We start from the raw sequence: 18460 nt of genomic DNA on the forward strand, positions 1-18460 counted from the left end.
CGAAGTCAACTCCTACCGACCGGTCGGCACCCGTTCGGTGTCCTGAGCATGCTTCAGTGTTAGTTTGCGCAGGCGTCATCGAAACAGCACGGGTGGGGAGAGACCATGGACACCACACAGCGGACCGATCAGCAACGGTCCGCCGATCGCCGTCGGCGTGAGCTGCTGGAAGCCGCCGACCGAGTGGTGCTGCGCGACGGCCCGCAGGCCTCGATGAACGCGATCGCGGCGGAAGCCGGCATCACGAAACCCATTCTCTACCGGCACTTCGGCGACAAGGGCGGACTTTACGCGGCCCTTGCCATGCGGCACACGGACGCGCTGCTGGACTCGCTGCGGGCGGCGCTGGACGCGCCGGCGGACCGGCGGGAGCGGGTCGAGGCGACGCTGGACACCTACCTCGCGGCGATCGAGGCGCGGCCCCAGGTGTACCGGTTCCTGATGCATCCGGCGGAGGGGAGCCAGCCGGGCGATTCGGGCTTCGACGTCGGCAAGCACAGTGCGCCGTTGCTGCGGCGGATGGGTGAGGAGCTGGCGCAGGTCATCGAGGAGCGGCTGGATCTCGGGCCGGGCGGACAGCAGCTGGCGCGGGTGTGGGGGCACGGGATCGTCGGCATGATGCATGCGGCCGGGGACTGGTGGCTGGGGGAACGGCCGTGTTCTCGTGCGGAGTTGGTGCGGAGTCTGGCGGATCTGCTGTGGGGGCGGCTTGCTGCTGCGGGGGATCGGGTCGGGGGTCCGGGGTTCTGACCGTTGTGGTTCGGCTGACCGCCCGTGGGGGTTGTTCGCGCAGTTCCCCGCGCCCCTGAGGGACATAGACTCACCGGCGCCAAGAAGCCCGGGACACCTGGCGCATCAGCTTGCGGTGGCGCCAGCCCGTGAGATGGTCCGCGTAGATGCGGCCCTCCACGTGGTCGCACTCGTGCTGGAGGCAGCGGGCGAAGAAGCCCGTGCCGTGGACGGTGACGGGTTCTCCCGTCACCGTGAAACCCTCCACCACCGCGTGGTCGTAGCGCTCCGTGCCCGCTTCCAGGCCCGGCAGGGACAGACAGCCCTCCGGGCCCCGGATCACCACACCGTCCGCCTCGGTCAGGCGGGGGTTGATCACATGGCCCACATGGCGGACGTCCTCGTCGTCGGGGCAGTCGTAGACGAAGACCCGCAGGGGCACGCCGATCTGGTTGGCGGCGAGGCCGACGCCCTGGGCGGCGTACATCGTCGCGAACAAGTCCTCGACCAGGCGGGCCAGTTCGGGGCCGAAGTCGGTGACCTCCGTGCAGGGCGTGTGCAGGGTGGGGTCGCCGTGCAGGGTGAGGGGTCTCACGCGGCCGTGGGTGCCGGGGATGGGGCTCTGTCGCATGGCGGCAAGAGTAAGGTCCTGTCGGTCCGCGCCTCCCACACGAGTTCGCCACAGTGCCGCGGTTCGGGAGTGCGAATGGATCTCGATAGGCTGAGGTCCACACCACGTGGCCGTCAGGCTTCAAGGCGCGGCGCGTACGCAAGGAGGATCGAGAACTGATGGCAGGCAACTCGGACCCGCTCTCGCCGCGGGCCAAGCTGGCCGTGACCGCGGGCAAGGCGGTCGCGGCGGCATCGCGCGCCGCAGGGCGCGGCAGCGGTTCGGTGATCGGCGGCCGGGTCGCGCTGAAACTCGACCCCGACCTCCTGGCCCGGCTCGCCCAGAACCTGGACGTGATCCTGGTCTCCGCGACGAACGGCAAGACCACCACCACCCGGCTCATCGCCGAGGCCCTGCGCGCGGCGGGACCGGTCGTCTCCAACGCGCTCGGCGCCAACATGCCGGCCGGCATCACCTCGGCCCTCGCCGGCAGCTCCGACGCCCGCTACGGCGTCATCGAGGTCGACGAGAAGTACCTCGCCGGCGTCGCCCGGGACACCGCCCCGAAGTGCATCGCCCTGCTCAACCTCTCGCGCGACCAGCTCGACCGGGCCGCCGAGACCCGCATGCTCGCCGAGAACTGGCGGGAGGGTCTCGCGGGTTCCAAGGCCGTGGTCGTGGCCAACTGCGACGACCCGCTGGTGGTGTGGGCGGCGTCGTCCTCCCCCAACGTGATCTGGGTCGCCGCGGGGCAGATGTGGAAGGACGACGCCTGGTCCTGCCCGTCGTGCGGCGGCGTGATGCAGCGCCCGGGCGACGACTGGTTCTGCGGCGAGTGCGGCTTCCGACGTCCGACGCCGAGCTGGGCGCTCTCCGGCGACCACGTGCTCGACCCGCACGGCTCGGCCTGGCCGATCCACCTCCAGCTGCCCGGCCGCGCCAACAAGGCCAACGCCGCCTCCTCGGCCGCGGTGGCCGCCGTGTTCGGGGTGCCGCCGCAGGTCGCGCTGGAGCGCATGTACCAGGTGCAGGCCGTGGCAGGGCGCTACGACGTCGTCCAGTTCCAGGGCCGGGACCTGCGGCTGCTGCTCGCGAAGAACCCGGCCGGCTGGCTGGAGACGTTCTCCCTGATCGACCCGCCGCCCACCCCGGTCATCCTGTCGGTGAACGCGCGCTCCGCCGACGGCACCGACACCTCCTGGCTGTGGGACGTCGACTACTCGCGCCTGACCGGTCACCCGATCTGCGTCGTCGGCGACCGGCGGCTGGACCTGGCGGTGCGTCTGGAGGTCGCCGACCAGCACTTCCAGGTCTACGAGAACCTCGACCAGGCGGTGGCGGCGTGCCCACCGGGCCGGATCGAGGTCATCGCCAACTACACGGCGTTCCAGGACCTGCGCCGCCGCGTCGGCAACTGAGCACGAGACGTCAGGGGACTTTTGTGAGCGACAACCAACTGCGCATCGTCTGGATCTATCCCGACCTGCTCAGCACCTACGGCGACCAGGGCAACGTCCTCGTCGTCGAGCGCCGGGCCCAGCAGCGCGGCCTGGACGTGGCGCGGCTGGACGTGCGCAGCGACCAGCCGATCCCGACCTCCGGCGACATCTATCTGATCGGCGGCGGCGAGGACCGGCCGCAGCGGCTCGCCGCCGAGCGGCTGCGCCGGGACGGGGGCCTGACCCGGGCCGTGGAGAACGGCGCCATCGTGTTCTCCGTCTGCGCCGGCTACCAGATCCTCGGCCACGAGTTCATCAACGACCTCGGCCAGCGCGAGCCCGGCCTCGGGCTGCTGGACGTGGTGTCGGTGCGCGGCGAGGGCGCGCGGTGCGTCGGTGACGTGCTGGGCGACGTCGACCAGCGGCTCGGCCTGCCCCCGCTGACCGGCTTCGAGAACCACCAGGGCGTCACCCACCTGGGCCCCACCGCCCGCCCCCTCGCCCAGGTGCGGTTCGGCAACGGCAACGGCACGGGCGACGGCACGGAGGGCGCGTACAACGACACCGTCTTCGGCACGTACATGCACGGGCCGGTGCTCGCGCGCAACCCGCTGATCGCGGACCTGCTGCTGAAGCTGGCCCTGGACGTCAACGCGCTGCCGCCGACCGACGACCGCTGGTACGAGGCGCTGCGCAACGAGCGGATCGCCGCTGCTCAGCAGCCCGCGTAGGCACTGCGCCGCAGCGTGCCCGAGGTACGCGTCAACCTGCTGGTCAACAGCCCGTATGACGGCCCATCCGCACAGGTGAGCGGGGTCGTCCAGCAGGCGGACGCGTGCTTCGGTCCGGCCCCTCGATGCCGCTAGGGTGGCGGGGATTCCAGCCGGACAACGTGGTCCGGTCCCCGGCCCACGTTGAGAAGGTATTCGGGCTATGCGCATTGGTGTCCTCACGTCCGGCGGCGACTGCCCCGGCCTGAACGCCGTCATCCGGTCCGTCGTGCACCGCGCCGTCGTCGACCACGGCGACGAGGTCATCGGCTTCCGGGACGGCTGGAAGGGCCTCCTGGAGTGCGACTACCTCAAGCTCGACCTCGACGCGGTGGGCGGCATCCTCGCCCGCGGCGGCACCATTCTCGGCTCCTCCCGGGTCCAGCCCTCCCATCTGCGGGACGGTGTGGAGCGGGCCAGGGGCCATGTCGAGGAGCTCGGGCTCGACGCGATCATCCCCATCGGCGGCGAGGGCACCCTCAAGGCCGCCCGGCTGATGTCGGACAGCGGTCTGCCCATCGTGGGCGTGCCGAAGACCATCGACAACGACATCGCCGTGACGGACGTCACCTTCGGCTTCGACACGGCCGTGGGGGTGGCGACCGAGGCCCTGGACCGGCTGAAGACCACCGCCGAATCGCACCAGCGGGTCCTGGTGGTCGAGGTCATGGGCCGGCACACCGGCTGGATCGCCCTGCACTCCGGCATGGCGGCCGGCGCGCACGCCATCGTCGTCCCCGAGCGGCCCTTCGACATAGAGGAACTGGCCCGCCGGGTGGGCGAGCGGTTCGAGGCGGGCAAGCGGTTCGCGATCGTCGTCGCGGCAGAGGGGGCCAAGCCCCGGGCCGGGACCATGGAGTTCGACGAGGGCGGCAAGGACATCTACGGACACGAGCGGTTCGCCGGGATCGCCCGGCAGCTGTCCGTGGAGCTGGAGGGACGGCTGGGGAAGGAAGCCCGGCCGGTGATCCTCGGGCACGTGCAGCGGGGCGGTACGCCGACCGCCTACGACCGGGTGCTGGCCACGCGGTTCGGGTGGCATGCGGTGGAGGCGGTGCACCGGGGGGAGTTCGGGCAGATGACGGCACTGCGCGGGACCGACATCGTGATGGTGCCGCTCGCGGAGGCCGTGGAGACGCTGAAGACCGTTCCCGACGACCGGTACGACGAGGCGGAGACCGTTCTCTGAGGTTGCTGTAGTCGGCCGGGTGCGGGCCGGTCGTGGCTTGTCGCGCCCACGCGGCGGAGCCGCATATCAAACACAGTCCCGCGCCCCTGAGGCGTCGTACCGCCCCCGGTCGTAACGGTGACCGGGGGCGGTTCTACTCTTGTGGGCGGACAACTAGCTGCACACCCCCACGAAACAGGAGCCGGCGGAATGGATCACAGCGGGCACGGCATGACCATGGATCTGCCGCCGTTCACGCTGGGACGAGGGCTGGAGTGGTCGGCCGACCCGTTCTTCCTCGTCGCCTGCCTGGCCGGGCTGGCCCTGTACGGGTGGGGTGTCGTACGGCTCGTCCGCCGCGGGGACAAGTGGCCCGTGGGACGGACGGTCGCCTTCGTCCCGGGTGTGCTGAGCATCATGCTCATGATGTGCACGCAGCTGAACGACTACGGCATGGTCATGTTCAGCGTGCACATGGTGCAGCACATGGTCATCAGCATGGTGTCGCCCATCCTCATCCTGCTCGGGGCGCCGATCACGCTGGCGCTGCGGGCGCTGCCGACCGCCGGACGGGGCCGCAAGGGGCCGCGTGAGCTGCTGCTGATGTTCCTGCACAGCCGGTACATGCGGATCATCACGCACCCGGCGTTCACGATCCCGCTGTTCATCGCGAGCCTGTACGGGCTGTACTTCACGCCGCTCTTCGACACTCTGATGGGCTCCAAGCCGGGGCACATCGCCATGATGGTGCACTTCCTCGCCGTCGGTCTGGTGTTCTTCTGGCCGATCATGGGCGTGGACCCGGGCCCGCACCGCCCGGGCTATCTGATGCGCATGCTGGAGCTGTTCGCCGGCATGCCGTTCCACGCGTTCTTCGGGATCGCGCTGATGATGGCGTCCGAGCCGATGGTCGGGACGTTCGAGAATCCGCCCGCCTCGCTCGGCATCGAGGCGCTCTCGGACCAGAACACGGCGGGCGGCATCGCCTGGGCGTTCAGCGAGATCCCCTCCGTGCTGGTGCTGGTGGCCCTGCTGTTCCAGTGGTACGCCTCGGACCAGCGGCAGGCCAGGCGCACGGACCGGGCCGCGGACCGCGACGGGGACAAGGAACTCGAGGCGTACAACGCCTATCTGGCCTCGCTGAACGCGCAGGGGCGCTGAAGACTTCTTCCGTACGGGCCGTGCGCGCCGGGCGTCCGCCGGGCACCATGGAGGGACCGAACCCGAGGAGGGTGTTGCGATGCCCGGTTCCACGAACGGTTCCAACTCGACCAGGACCATGGGAGCGCTCACGTTGGGCGGGCTGGTCGTGGTGACGGCCTACACGGTGGCGCTCGGGAGCAACGGCTGGCTGTGGTTCGGCTGGGTCGTCCTGGGTCTGATCACGCTGGGGCTGGTGGTGACCACGCGCAGCACCTGACGGCTCACTCGCGGGGCAGCCGGCCGGCCGGGTGCACCCCCGGCTGGTACTTCGGGAGCCGGACGCTGATCTTCATGCCCGCGCCCGCGGCGGTCTCGATGACGAGGCCGTAGTCGTCGCCGTAGACCTGGCGGAGCCGGTCGTCGACGTTGGAGAGGCCGATGCCGCCCGAGGGGCTGACCTCGCGGGCGAGGATGCGGCGCAGCAGGCCGGGGTCCATGCCGGCGCCGTCGTCCTCGATGACGACGAGGGCCTCGGCGCCCGCGTCCTGGGCGGTGATCTGGATGTGGCACTTGCCCGGGGAGACGGCCTTGCCCTCCAGTCCGTGCTTGACGGCGTTCTCGACGAGCGGCTGCAGGCACAGGAAGGGCAGGGTCACCGGCAGCACCTCCGGGGCTATCTGGAGGGTGACGGAGAGGCGGTCGCCGAAGCGTGCCCGCACCAGGGCCAGGTAGTGGTCGATGGCGTGAAGTTCCTCGGCGAGGGTGGTGAAGTCGCCGTGCCGCCGGAACGAGTAGCGGGTGAAGTCGGCGAACTCCAGCAGCAGCTCGCGGGCGCGCTCGGGGTCGGTGCGGACGAACGAGGCGATCACCGCGAGCGAGTTGAAGATGAAGTGCGGGGAGATCTGGGCCCGCAGCGCCTTGATCTCGGCCTCGATGAGGCGGGTGCGGGACTGGTCGAGATCGGCCAGTTCCAGCTGGACCGACACCCAGCGGGCGACCTCGCCGGCGGCCCGGACCAGGACCGCCGACTCGCGCGGCGCGCAGGCGACGAGGGCGCCGTGCACCCGGTCGTCGACGGTGAGCGGGGCGACGACCGCCCAGCGCACCGAGCAGTCGAGGCTGTCGCAGGTGAGCCGGAAGGCTTCCCCGCGGCCGGTCTCCAGGGGGCCCGCGAGGCGTTCCATGATCTCGCTGCGGTGGTGGCCGCCGTCGCCGTCCCAGACCAGGACCTGCCTCTGATCGGTGAGGCAGAGGGCGTCCGTGCCGAGCAGGGAGCGCAGTTTGCGGGCGGATTTGCGGGCGGTCTCCTCCGTCAGGCCGGCCCGCAGCGGGGGCGCGGCCAGGGAGGCGGTGTGCAGGGTCTCGAAGGTGGCGTGCTCGACGGGAGTGCCGAGGCCGGCGAGGCTCTTGGCGCGTGCGGTGCGGCGGCCGATCCAGACCCCCAGGGCGAGTACCGGGAGCACGGCGACGCACAGACCTGCCAGGAAACCGCTCATGCCGGCACCTCCGTGCGCAGTTCCTCGGGCAGGTGGAAGCGGGCCAGGACCGCGGCGGTGCCGGGCGGGACCCGGCCGGGTGTGGCCAGGGAGACCAGGATCATGGTGAGGAAGCCCAGCGGCACCGACCACAGCGCGGGCCAGGCGAGCAGGGCGTGCAGGGGAGCGCCCTCGCCCGGGTAGCCCGCCATGGTCGCGGCGACGGCGAGCAGTGCGCAACCGCCGCCGACGAGCATCCCGGCGGCGGCGCCGGGCGGGGTCAGCCGCCGCCACCAGATACCGAGGACGAGCAGCGGGCAGAACGAGGACGCCGAGACGGCGAAGGCGAGCCCGACGGCGTCGGCGACCGGCAGCCCGCCGACCAGGACGCTCGCCGCGAGGGGCACGGCCATGGCGAGGACCGTGCCGAGCCGGAAGTGCCGTACGCCCCGGGACGGGAGGACGTCCTGGGTGAGGACGCCCGCGACCGCCATGGCCAGCCCGGAGGCCGTGGAGAGGAACGCGGCGAAGGCGCCCCCGGCGACCAGCGCGCCCAGCAGGTCGCCGCCCACTCCCCCGATCATGCGGTCGGGCAGCAGGAGGACCGCGGCGTCCGGGTCTCCGGTGAGGGTGAGTTCGGGGGCGTAGAGGCGGCCGAGGGCGCCGTAGACCGGGGGCAGGAGGTAGAAGGCGCCGATCAGGCCGAGGACCGCGACGGTGGTGCGGCGGGCGGCGACGCCATGCGGGCTGGTGTAGAAGCGGACCACGACGTGCGGCAGGCCCATGGTGCCGAGGAACGTGGCGAGGATCAGCCCGTACGTGGCGTAGAGCGGGCGTTCCTCGCGGCTGGCGGCCTGGGACGGGGAGAGGTCTCCGCCGCCGCCGCGCTCGGCCCGGGGCACGGGGGCGCCCGCGGCGAAGGTGAGGCGGGTGCCGCTGTCGATGCGGTGGGTGCCGGCGGGGAGCTCCAGGCGGGTGCCGTTGTGCGTCCGGCCGTCGACGGTGCCGGTGACCGTGACGGTCAGGGGCCGGTCGAGGGTGAGGTCGACGGTGTCGTCGACCCGGACGACGCGCTGCTCGCGGAAGGTGGCCGGTTCGTCGAAGGCGTGCCGGGGTGCTCCGTCGCTCTGCCAGGTGAGGACCAGGAAGAGGGCGGGGACGAGCAGGGCGGTGAGTTTCAGCCAGTACTGGAAGGCCTGCACGAAGGTGATGCTGCGCATGCCGCCGGCGGCGACGGTGGCGGTGACGACGACGGCGACGATCACCCCGCCGAGCCAGTCGGGCGCACCGGTCAGCACGGTCAGGGTCAGACCGGCGCCCTGGAGCTGGGGCAGCAGGTACAGCCAGCCGACCCCAACGACGAACGCACCGGCCAGGCGCCGCACGGCCTGGGAGGCGAGGCGGGCCTCGGCGAAGTCGGGGAGCGTGTAGGCGCCGGAGCGGCGCAGCGGGGCGGCGACGAAGAGCAGCAGGACCAGGTAGCCGGCGGTGTAGCCGACCGGGTACCAGAGCATGTCGGGGCCCTGGACCAGGACGAGGCCCGCTATGCCCAGGAAGGAGGCGGCGGAGAGGTACTCGCCGCTGATGGCGGCGGCGTTGAGGCGGGGTCCGACGGTGCGGGAGGCGACGTAGAAGTCCGAGGTGGTGCGGGAGATGCGCAGGCCGAAGGCGCCCACCAGGACCGTGGCGACGACGACCAGGGCGACGGCGGGGATGGCGTAGCTGGAGTTCATGGGTGGGGCTTCAGCGGTCTTCGACGAGGCGTACGAAGTCGCGCTCGTTGCGCTCCGCGCGGCGGACGTACCAGCGGGCGAGGAGGACCAGGGGGACGTAGAGGCCGAAGCCGAGGACGGCCCACTCCAGGCGGCGGGCGTCGGGCATCGCCGCGAACAGCAGCGGAAGGGGGCCGACGAGCAGTCCGAGGACGGCGAACACGGCGAGGCCGGCGCGCAGCTGGGTGCGCATCAGGGAGCGGACGTAGGTGTGGCCGAGGGTGGTCTGCTCGTCGATCTCGGTGCGCGGGCGGTAGTAGCCGGAGGAGGAGGTCCGGCGAGCCTGCCGGGGCGGGCCGGTGACGACGACGCGGCGTTCGGTGTGGTCCTGGGGCACCGTCACGGCCTCCTCATGAGCAGGTCGCGCAGTTCGCGCGTGTGGCGCCGGCTGACCTGGAGCTCCTCGGAGCCGATGAGGACGCTGACGGTGCCCGCGTCGAGGCGGAGTTCGCCGATGTGGCGCAGGGCGACGAGGTGGCGGCGGTGGATGCGGACGAAGCCGCGGGTGCGCCAGCGCTCCTCCAGGGTCGACAGCGGGATGCGCACCAGGTGGCTGCCCTTGTCGGTGTACAGGCGTGCGTAGTCGCCCTGGGCCTCGACGTGGGTGATGTCCTCGACGGCGACGAAGCGGGTCACGCCGCCGAGTTCGACGGGTATGTGGTCCGGGTCGGGTTCGTGCACGGGGATGTGGGGGGCGGCGCCGCGCAGCTCGGCGGCCCGGCGGACGGCCTCGGCGAGGCGCTCCTTGCGCACGGGTTTGAGGACGTAGTCGACGGCCTTGAGGTCGAAGGCCTGCACGGCGAAGTCCTCGTGGGCGGTGACGAACACGACGAGCGGCGGCCGGGCGAAGCCGGTGAGCAGCCGGGCGAGGTCGAGGCCGTCGAGGCCGGGCATCTGGATGTCGAGGAAGACGACGTCGATGGCCTCGGGGCCGCCCGGGCCGGACTCCAGGGCGCGGTTGATGCGGCGCAGCGCCTCGGTCGCGTCGCCTGCGCCCTCCGCGCTGCCGATGCGGGGGTCGGCGTGCAGGAGGTAGAGCAGCTCCTCCAGGGAGGGGCGTTCGTCGTCGACAGCGAGGGCGCGCAGCATGAACGTGGAGTGTAGGGGCGATCCCCGCTGTTCGGACACGTGGATACAGTGCCCGCATGAACAGCAGGTCGTCCACGCCGTTCGACGAACTGGACCGGAAGATCATCACAGCGTTGATGGCGAACGCGAGGACGTCGTTCGCCGAGATCGGCACGGCGATCGGGCTGTCGGCGACGGCCGTCAAGCGGCGGGTCGACCGGCTGCGTGAGACGGGCGTGATCACCGGGTTCTCGGCGACGGTGAAGCCGTCGGCGCTGGGCTGGCGCACGGAGGCCTACGTCGAGGTGTACTGCGAGGGCGCCGCCCCGCCGCGGCGGCTGGCCGAGGTCGTGCGCGACTACCCGGAGATCGCCGCGGCGATGACCGTGACCGGCGGCGCGGACGCGTTGCTGCACGTCCGGGCGCGGGACGTGGAGCACTTCGAGGAAGTGCTGGAGCGGATCAGGCAGGAGCCGTTCATCCGGAAGACGATCAGTGTGATGGTGCTGTCCCATCTGCTGCCGGAGAGCCCGGAGGCGGGTGCGAGCCATCCGGCCCCGGAGGGTGCTCCGGGCGGCGCAGCAGACGTGCGCTGAGCGGCCGGAAGACGCAGCGTTCCTGCGCGAACGCGCAATCTTTGTTTCTTGTCGCGCACCTCCGTCAGTTCCTACCGTTGTGTCAATCCCCAGTCACACACCGTGAGGAAGCGGAGGGACCCCTCTGTGCCCGACTCCCGTGTGCCGCGCCGGCGGCGCTACCTCGTCTGCGAACCCAGACACTTCGCCGTGCAGTACGCGATCAACCCGTGGATGCATCCCGACGAACCCGTCGATGTGCTCCGCGCCCTGGACCAGTGGCAGGCGCTGGTCGACACCTACCGTGCCCACGGCCATACCGTGGACAGTGTGAAACCCGTTCCCGGCCTGCCCGACATGGTTTTCGCCGCGAACGCGGCGGTCGTCGTCGACGGCCGCGTCTTCGGCTCGCTCTTCCACGCGCCCGAGCGCCGTCCCGAGTCCGTGCCGTTCGAGGCGTGGTTCAAGGCGGAGGGCTACGAGGTGTACCACCCCGAGTCGGTGTGCGAGGGCGAGGGCGACCTGGTCCCCGCCGGCCGCTGGATTCTGGCCGGGACGGGCTTCCGTACGACCCGTCAGGCCCACAGCGAGGTGCAGGAGTACTTCGGTACGCCGGTGATCAGCCTGACGCTGGTGGATCCGTACTTCTACCACCTGGACACGGCGCTGTTCGTCCTCGACGACGGACCCGACGGCAACATCGTCTACTACCCCGAGGCGTTCTCGCCGGGCAGCCGTGAGGTGCTGGCCCGGCTGTACCCGGACGCGGTGCTCGCCACCCGCGAGGACGCGATGGCGTTCGGGCTCAACTCCGTCTCCGACGGGCGCCACGTGTTCATCTCACCGGGGGCCACGGGCCTGGCCGAACAGCTGGCCGGCCGTGGCTACGTCCCCGTCCCCGTCGACCTGTCCGAGTTCCAGAAGGCGGGTGGCGGCATCAAGTGCTGCACCCAGGAGATCCGGGAGATCCGCTCATGACCGCACCCGTCCGCACCGAGGACTCTCAGGGGGCCCGCGGCTCGCGGGAGACCCGTGGCTCGCAGGAGCTGATCCGCGCGGAGGAGCCGGTCCTCGCGCACAACTACCACCCGCTGCCGGTGGTCGTCGCGCGTGCCGAGGGCACCTGGGTGGAGGACGTGGAGGGGCGGCGCTACCTCGACATGCTCGCCGGCTACTCGGCCCTCAACTTCGGCCACCGGCACCCGGCGCTGATCGAGGCGGCGCACCGTCAGCTGGACCGGCTGACGCTCACCTCGCGCGCCTTCCACAACGACCGGCTCGCCGAATTCGCGGAGCGGCTGGCCGCGCTGACCGGCATGGACATGGTGCTGCCCATGAACACCGGTGCGGAGGCGGTGGAGAGCGGGGTGAAGGTGGCCCGCAAGTGGGCCTACGACGTCAAGGGCGTCCCGGACGGCCGGGCCACGATCGTGGTCGCGGCGGACAACTTCCACGGCCGTACGACGACGATCGTCAGCTTCTCCACCGACGAGACGGCCCGGGCGGGCTTCGGGCCCTTCACCCCGGGTTTCCGGGTGGTGCCGTACAACGACCTGGCCGCGATGGAGGCCGCGGTCGACGAGACGACGGCCGCGGTGCTGATCGAGCCGATCCAGGGCGAGGCGGGGGTGATCATCCCCGACGACGGCTATCTGGCCGGGGTGCGGGAGCTGACCCGCCGCAAGGGCTGCCTGTTCATCGCCGACGAGATCCAGTCCGGGCTCGGCCGCACGGGCCGCACGCTGGCGGTCGAGCACGAGCCGGTGGTGCCGGACGTGCTGCTGCTGGGCAAGGCGCTGGGCGGCGGCATCGTGCCGGTGTCGGCGGTGGTCGGGCGCCGGGAGGTGCTCGGGGTGCTGCACCCGGGTGAGCACGGCTCGACGTTCGGCGGGAATCCGCTGGCGGCCGCCGTCGGTACGGCGGTGGTGGAGCTGCTGGAGACGGGCGAGTTCCAGCGCCGGGCGGCGGAGCTGGGCGTGATCCTGCGTGACGGTCTGACGGGGCTGGTCGGCAAGGGCGTCGTCGGCTTCCGCTCGCGCGGCCTGTGGGCGGGCGTCGACGTCGACCCCGCGCTCGGCACCGGCCGCGAGATCAGCGAACGCCTGATGCGCGAGGGAGTCCTGGCGAAGGACACCCACGGCTCCACGATCCGCCTGGCACCTCCGCTCACCATCACGGGCGAGGAGCTGACCGGAGCTCTCGCGGCGCTGGAGAAGGCACTGGGGTAAGGGCACCCGGTCGCGGGGGCGGCGGGCTCGACGTGGGCCGGCCGCCCCCTTCTCCCCGACCGGCCCTGCACAAGCCGCCCGCTCTCGCCGGAAGGGTGAAGATTGGGGCAAGAGGTGGTAGACCACTCTCAGCGACAGAGAGGTCGGCCGTGGGCGCAGACGAGGTGTACGACGTGGCCCGGCAGCGGTTCGATGTGGCCGACGCGGCGCCCCTGTTGCTCGATCCGCAGGGCGTGGTGACGGGCTGGACCCGCGGTGCCCGGCGGCTGCTGGCGTACCCCGCTTCGGAGGCGGTCGGCAGGAAGCTGGCCGATCTGCTGGTCGCCGAGGACGCGCAGCGCGTGCCCGACCTGGTCGAGCGGTGCCGCAGGGACGGCGGCTGGACGGGGCTGCTGACGGTCCGCCGCAGGGACGGGCAGCCGGTGAAGGTGGCGGCCCGGATCGCCTCGGCCGAGGAGGCGCACGGCGGGTCGCGCTGGCTGATGCTCCTGTCGGAGCTGACCGGCGCCCCCGGCTGGGACATGAGCCGCACGGTCCTGGAGCAGATGGCGGCGGGCGCCCCCGTCGGTATCGCGATCGTGGACACGGACCTGCGCTTCGTGTGGTCGAACGCCGCTCTGGAGCAGTTCGGCGGCGGTCCGGCCGCGCGCCGGCTCGGTCTGCGCTTCGCGGACGTGCAGCCCGGCATGGACGCGCAGGCCGTCGAGGCTCAGATGCGGCACGTGCTGGAGACCGGCGAGCCGGTGGTCGGCTACGAGCATGTGGGCCGTGTCCGTTCGGCCCCGTTGCGGGAGACGGCCCACATGCTGTCGTTCACCCGGCTCGAGGACGACCAGGGCCATCCGCTCGGCGTGTACTACACCGTCGTGGACATGACCGAGCGGCACAGGGCGCGGCAGCGGCTGGCGCTGCTCGACCGGGCCGGTGAGAGCATCGGCCGCAGCCTGGACCTCACGCGCACGGCGCAGGAGCTGGCCGACGTGGCCGTGCCGGGGCTGGCCGATTTCGTCACCGTGGACCTGCTGGAGTCGGTGCTGCGGGGCGCCGAGCCGGCTCCCGGGCCGCTCGCGGAGTCGGAGGAGCCGGTGGAGTTGCGCCGTGCCGGCTACCGGTCCGCGCAGGACGACCTCACCGAGGCGGTCATCGAGATCGGCGAGACGGTGGCCTTCCGGGCCGGAACGCCGCCCTTCCGCTGTCTGGCCACGGGACGCTCGTGGCGGGAGGAGCGGCTCGACCCGCTGACCCGGGACTGGACCACGGACACCCCGAGCGGCCTCCGGGCCACCTTCCTGGAGCTGGGCCTGCACAGCGTGATGACGGTGCCGATCCGCTCGCGCGGCACCACACTGGGCATCACGACCTTCTACCGGCGCCATCACCGGGAGGCCTTCGACGAGGAGGACCTGCGGCTGGCCGAGGACATCGTCGCCCGCGCGGGCGTCTGCGTGGACAACGCCCGCCGCTACACCCGCGAGCGGGACGCCGCACTCGTCCTGCAGCGCAGCCTGCTCCCCCACCGGCTGCCCGAGCAGGACGCCGTCGAGGTGGCCGCGTGCTACCGGCCGGCCGACGAGCTGACCGGTCTCGGCGGCGACTGGTACGACCTCATCCCGCTGTCCGGGGCGCGGGTCGCGCTGGTCGTGGGCGAGGTGCCCGGGCACGGCATCGACGCCGCGGCTGCCATGGGGCAGCTGCGGACGGCCGTACGGACCCTGGCGGCGCTGGATCTGCCGCCCGAGGAGGTGCTGGCGCACCTCGACGACCTGGTGGGGCGGTCGGCGCGGGAGGAAGGCGGGGAGCCCGGCGCGATGGGGTCGGCCGGGGCGCGGGTCGCGGGTTCCGGGTGTCTGTACGTGGTCTACGACCCGGTCGACGGCGGATGTGCGATGGCCGCGGCGGGGCATCCCGCTCCGGCCGTGGTGCTGCCCGACGGCTCGGTCGTCTTCGTGGACCTGCCCCAAGGGCCGCCGCTCGGTGTGGGCGGGCCGCCCTTCGAATCGGTGGAGCTGCCGCTCGCGGAGGGCAGCACGCTCGCGCTGCACACCGACGGGCTGCTGGCCCGGGGCGAGACCTGGGCCGTCGACGCGGGCCGGGAGCGGCTGCGCCGGGCGCTGGAGCGGTCGGGCCCGCTCGATACGTACTGCAGGGCCGTGGTCGACGCGCTGGTCCCGGCCCGCCCCTACGACGACGTGGCCCTGCTGATGGCCCGGACGAGACGTCTCGGCAGCGAGCAGGTGGCGGACTGGGAGCTGCCCTCGGACCCGGCCGTGGTCGCCGACGCCCGCCGCACGGCCACCCGGCAGCTGGCGCGCTGGGGCCTGGACGAGCTGTCCTTCACCACGGAGCTGGTGGTCAGCGAGCTCGTCACCAACGCCATGCGGTACGCCACCGGGTCCATCCGGCTCCGGCTGATCCGGGAGCGGGCGCTGGTGTGCGAGGTGCTCGACGGCGGCGCGACCGCGCCGCATCTGCGCCATCCCCGTACGACGGACGAGGGCGGGCGCGGGCTGCTGCTGGTCTCCCAGCTCACGCAGCGGTGGGGCACGCGGTTTCTTCCCGAGGGGAAGATCATCTGGGCCGAGCAGTCCCTGACGGACCTCCCGGAGTGAAGCCGGTTGAGGTTCGCCCATACCGTGCGAAACTGGTGTGATCCCGGCGACGGTGAGGCGGCAGCCATGGCGGAGACGGCGATCGACTACGGCGCGGTTTTCAAGGCCCTGCCCGGCATGGTGGCGCTCCTGACGCCCGAGCTCGTGTACGCGGACGCCAACGACGAGTTCGTCCGCGTCTCCGGCCGCTCGCGGGAGCAGCTGATCGGCAAGTACCTGTTCGACGTCTTCCCGGACAACCCGAACGACCCGGCCGCGACGGGGATGCGCAATCTGGAGGCCTCGCTGTACCGCGTCCTGGCCACCGGGGAGCGCGACACCATGGCCCTGCAGCGCTACGACGTCGAGGACCCGGAGCGGCCCGGCGAGTGGCAGAAGCGCTACTGGAGCCCGGTGAACGCTCCGCTGCTCGGCCCGGACGGCAAAGTCGTGCTGATCGTGCACCGGGTGGAGGAGGTCACGGAGCTGATCCGGGCCCGGGGCGGCTCGCCGGGGAACCGGGGCAGCCGGGCCCGGGTGCTGGAGGCCGAGCTGTACACCCGAGCCCGTGAGCTGCAGGAGCTCAACGAGCGGCTGCGCCAGGCGCACTCACGGGAGCGGGAGGTGGCGCTGGCGTTGCAGGAGGCGATGCTTCCCGCGCCCCGGCAGGTCCGCAATCACCCGGCCGCCGTCCGGTACCGCCCCGCCGTGGGCGCGCTCAACGTGTGCGGGGACTGGTACGACCTGGTCGACCTGGTGGGCGGCGACCGGATCGGCGTGGCCGTGGGCGACGTGGTCGGGCACGGGCTGGCGGCCGCCGGGGTGATGGGCCAGTTGCGCAGTGCGCTCAGTGCGGCCTCCCGGGTGGCCGCGGGGCCGGCCCAGGCCCTTGACGTGCTGGGGCGCTACGCCCACGTGATCAACGGGGCCGAATCGGCGACCGCCGTGACGACCTTCATCGACTGCGACCGCCACGTCATCACGTACAGCAGCGCCGGCCACCCCCCGCCCGTGCTCGTCCACCCGGACGGCCGTACGGAGTTCCTCGACCAGGCCACGGACACGCCGCTGGACGCCCGTCCGGACCCGATCCCACGGCCGCAGGCCGAGACCACGTTCCAGCGGGGCGCCACGCTCGTGCTCTACACCGACGGTCTGATCGAACGGCGCACCGAGGACATCTACACCGGTCTGGACCGGCTCGCCGAGGCCCTGCACGAGCACAAGGACCAGGCCCCGGAGACGCTCGCCGACACCGTCCTGACGGAGTTGCTGCCGCCGGGCGGCGCCACCGACGACACGGCGCTGATCATCGTGCGACTGTGACCTACAGGCGGGACTTGCCGTGGTCGAGCAGCCGGACGCGGTCGACGTTCTGCCGGTCCTCGGCGTCCGCGCTGGGCTCACCGGCGAACCACGCGTCGAGGATCTCCGTCAGCAGGGGCTGCGACGTCAGCCGCAGGCTGAGCGCGAGCACGTTGGCGTCGTTCCAGCGGCGGGCCCCGTCGGCCGTGTAGGCGTCGGTGCACAGGGCGGCCCGTACGCCGGGCACCTTGTTCGCCGCGATCGAGGCGCCCGTGCCGGTCCAGCAGCACACCACCGCCTGGTCCGCCGTACCCTCGGCGACCTCGCGGGCCGCGGCCTCGGAGCACACCGCCCACTGCGGGTCGTCGCCCGGGCGCAGCGCGCCGTGCGGGCGCACGTCGTGCCCCCGCTCGCGCAGGGCGGCGACGAGGGAGCGGGCGACGGGTTCGTCCATGTCCGAGGAAACAGCGATCCGCATGTCTGGCAGGTTACTCGGCGGAGCGGCGAAGGCCACCGGCCCACAGCGGCCGTCCGCCCGCAAGAGCCACCGCCCCGCCACGCACCCCCGGCTATCGCGCCAGGCCACCCGTTCGGCTTGCCCGTCGCCCGGGCTGCGCAGCACGCTGGTCCCGCGGTTCTCCCCAGCCGCATGAGCACCATCGGAAGCACCCGCCTGACTGACCATCAGTCAAATGGCGAAGGATCTGTGCGGCCCGCCCGCACGAGGTGCCCGGTGGCCGTGCCTGCACCTACACTGGCACCCCACGACATGCCGGTTGACCTGCTGGAACGCGGCGGTTGAGTCCACCGCGAGAGTCGAGGAGCGCCCGCTTTGTTCTACTACCTGCTGAAATACGTGCTGCTGGGTCCGCTGCTGCGACTGGTCTTCCGGCCTCGAATAGAGGGTCTGGAGCACGTGCCCGCGGAGGGCGCCGCGATCATCGCCGGCAACCACCTGTCGTTCTCGGACCACTTTCTGATGCCCGCCATCCTCAAACGGCGCATCACCTTCCTCGCGAAGGCCGAGTACTTCACGGGCCCCGGGGTCAAGGGCCGCCTGACGGCGTTCTTCTTCCGCAGCGCGGGGCAGATTCCGGTCGACCGCTCCGGCAAGGACGCGGGCCAGGCCGCCATCCGCGAGGGCCTCGGCGTGCTGAGCAAGGACGAGCTGCTCGGCATCTACCCCGAGGGCACCCGCTCGCACGACGGCCGGCTCTACAAGGGCAAGGTCGGAGTGGCGGTGATGGCCCTCAAGGCCGGCGTGCCGGTGATCCCCTGCGCGATGATCGGCACCTTCGAGGCCCAGCCGCCCGGCAAGGTCATCCCCAGCATCCACCCCGTCGTGATCCGCTTCGGCAAGCCCCTCGACTTCTCCCGCTACGAGGGCATGGAGAACGAGAAGGCCGTCCTGCGCGCCATCACCGACGAGATCATGTACGCGATCCTCTCGCTGTCCGAGCAGGAGTACGTCGACCGGTACGCGGCCGTGGTGAAGGCCGAGGAGGCCGCCGCCGCGAAGGAGCGCAAGTTCCGGCGCATGCACCTCAGTTGAGTTCTGCTGTCGGCAGAGGCCGGTTCCCCGGCCGCCCT

General features: G+C 72.0%; 18 protein-coding genes. 12 read left to right on the forward strand and 6 right to left on the reverse strand.

Annotation, left to right across the window (positions count from 1 at the left end; translation table 11 throughout):
* Positions 1-105 precede the first annotated feature (105 nt).
* Entirely contained in the window at positions 106-750 is a 645-nt protein-coding gene (locus tag OO68_RS06910) for a TetR/AcrR family transcriptional regulator (protein ID WP_033307228.1), read from the forward strand.
* Positions 751-820: 70 nt separating this feature from the next.
* On the opposite strand, the gene def is transcribed toward OO68_RS06910, so the two are convergent.
* Positions 821-1360, reverse strand: a complete 540-nt coding sequence (gene def / locus OO68_RS06915) for a peptide deformylase (RefSeq protein WP_033307229.1) — start codon at positions 1358-1360, stop codon at positions 821-823.
* Between the two features lie 158 nt (positions 1361-1518).
* Here def and OO68_RS06920 point away from each other — a divergent pair, with 158 nt between their 5' ends.
* The 5 genes from OO68_RS06920 (at position 1519) to OO68_RS06940 (ending at position 6136) form a co-directional block, all read left to right on the forward strand.
* On the forward strand, positions 1519-2757 hold the full coding sequence (locus OO68_RS06920; RefSeq protein ID WP_033307230.1) for a MurT ligase domain-containing protein: 1239 nt from the start codon (positions 1519-1521) through the stop codon (positions 2755-2757).
* A gap of 23 nt (positions 2758-2780) precedes the next feature.
* Entirely contained in the window at positions 2781-3509 is a 729-nt protein-coding gene (locus OO68_RS06925) for a type 1 glutamine amidotransferase (protein ID WP_033307231.1), read from the forward strand.
* A 202-nt stretch (positions 3510-3711) separates the two neighbouring features.
* Positions 3712-4737, forward strand: a complete 1026-nt coding sequence (locus OO68_RS06930; protein WP_033307232.1) for a 6-phosphofructokinase — start codon at positions 3712-3714, stop codon at positions 4735-4737.
* Positions 4738-4926: 189 nt separating this feature from the next.
* Positions 4927-5877, forward strand: coding sequence for a cytochrome c oxidase assembly protein (locus OO68_RS06935; RefSeq protein WP_033307233.1), 951 nt, complete (start codon positions 4927-4929; stop codon positions 5875-5877).
* A 79-nt stretch (positions 5878-5956) separates the two neighbouring features.
* Entirely contained in the window at positions 5957-6136 is a 180-nt protein-coding gene (locus tag OO68_RS06940; RefSeq protein ID WP_033307234.1) for a hypothetical protein, read from the forward strand.
* 4 nt (positions 6137-6140) lie between these two features.
* Here OO68_RS06940 and OO68_RS06945 read toward each other — a convergent pair whose 3' ends face one another.
* The 4 genes from OO68_RS06945 to OO68_RS06960 are packed head-to-tail and all read right to left on the reverse strand — an operon-like array spanning position 6141 to position 10195.
* A complete protein-coding gene (locus tag OO68_RS06945) occupies positions 6141-7355 on the reverse strand; it encodes a sensor histidine kinase (protein ID WP_033307235.1) in 1215 nt (404 codons plus the stop codon).
* Entirely contained in the window at positions 7352-9067 is a 1716-nt protein-coding gene (locus tag OO68_RS06950; RefSeq protein WP_033307236.1) for a sodium/solute symporter, read from the reverse strand. The genes OO68_RS06945 and OO68_RS06950 overlap by 4 nt, the downstream gene beginning before the upstream one ends.
* 10 nt (positions 9068-9077) lie before the next feature.
* Positions 9078-9443 (reverse strand): hypothetical protein, encoded by a 366-nt coding sequence (locus tag OO68_RS06955; protein WP_033307523.1) that lies wholly within the window; start codon positions 9441-9443, stop codon positions 9078-9080.
* Positions 9444-9445: 2 nt separating this feature from the next.
* Positions 9446-10195 (reverse strand): LytR/AlgR family response regulator transcription factor, encoded by a 750-nt coding sequence (locus OO68_RS06960; protein ID WP_033307237.1) that lies wholly within the window; start codon positions 10193-10195, stop codon positions 9446-9448.
* Positions 10196-10251: 56 nt separating this feature from the next.
* Here OO68_RS06960 and OO68_RS06965 point away from each other — a divergent pair, with 56 nt between their 5' ends.
* From OO68_RS06965 to OO68_RS06985, 5 genes are all read left to right on the forward strand, one after another.
* Positions 10252-10770: an Lrp/AsnC family transcriptional regulator gene (locus OO68_RS06965; protein WP_033307238.1), complete on the forward strand. Its 519-nt coding sequence runs from the start codon at positions 10252-10254 to the stop codon at positions 10768-10770.
* Between the two features lie 126 nt (positions 10771-10896).
* On the forward strand, positions 10897-11727 hold the full coding sequence (gene ddaH / locus OO68_RS06970; protein WP_033307239.1) for a dimethylargininase: 831 nt from the start codon (positions 10897-10899) through the stop codon (positions 11725-11727).
* Entirely contained in the window at positions 11724-12977 is a 1254-nt protein-coding gene (rocD, locus tag OO68_RS06975) for an ornithine--oxo-acid transaminase (protein ID WP_033307240.1), read from the forward strand. Before ddaH ends, rocD begins: the two co-directional genes overlap by 4 nt.
* Positions 12978-13126: 149 nt before the next feature.
* Positions 13127-15586 carry a SpoIIE family protein phosphatase gene (locus OO68_RS06980; RefSeq protein WP_033307241.1) on the forward strand — a complete coding sequence of 820 codons (2460 nt, stop codon included), beginning with the start codon at positions 13127-13129 and terminating at the stop codon, positions 15584-15586.
* A 66-nt stretch (positions 15587-15652) separates the two neighbouring features.
* Positions 15653-16891 carry a PP2C family protein-serine/threonine phosphatase gene (locus OO68_RS06985; protein WP_033307242.1) on the forward strand — a complete coding sequence of 413 codons (1239 nt, stop codon included), beginning with the start codon at positions 15653-15655 and terminating at the stop codon, positions 16889-16891.
* Position 16892: 1 nt separating this feature from the next.
* Here the strand turns inward: OO68_RS06985 and OO68_RS06990 are convergent, their stop codons facing one another.
* On the reverse strand, positions 16893-17348 hold the full coding sequence (locus OO68_RS06990; protein ID WP_033307243.1) for an RpiB/LacA/LacB family sugar-phosphate isomerase: 456 nt from the start codon (positions 17346-17348) through the stop codon (positions 16893-16895).
* 354 nt (positions 17349-17702) lie between these two features.
* Between OO68_RS06990 and OO68_RS06995 the strand changes: the two genes are divergently transcribed.
* A complete protein-coding gene (locus OO68_RS06995; RefSeq protein ID WP_033307244.1) occupies positions 17703-18422 on the forward strand; it encodes a lysophospholipid acyltransferase family protein in 720 nt (239 codons plus the stop codon).
* Positions 18423-18460: the final 38 nt, after the last annotated feature.

This window comes from Streptomyces iakyrus (assembly GCF_000717055.1).
Classification (GTDB): domain Bacteria; phylum Actinomycetota; class Actinomycetes; order Streptomycetales; family Streptomycetaceae; genus Streptomyces; species Streptomyces iakyrus.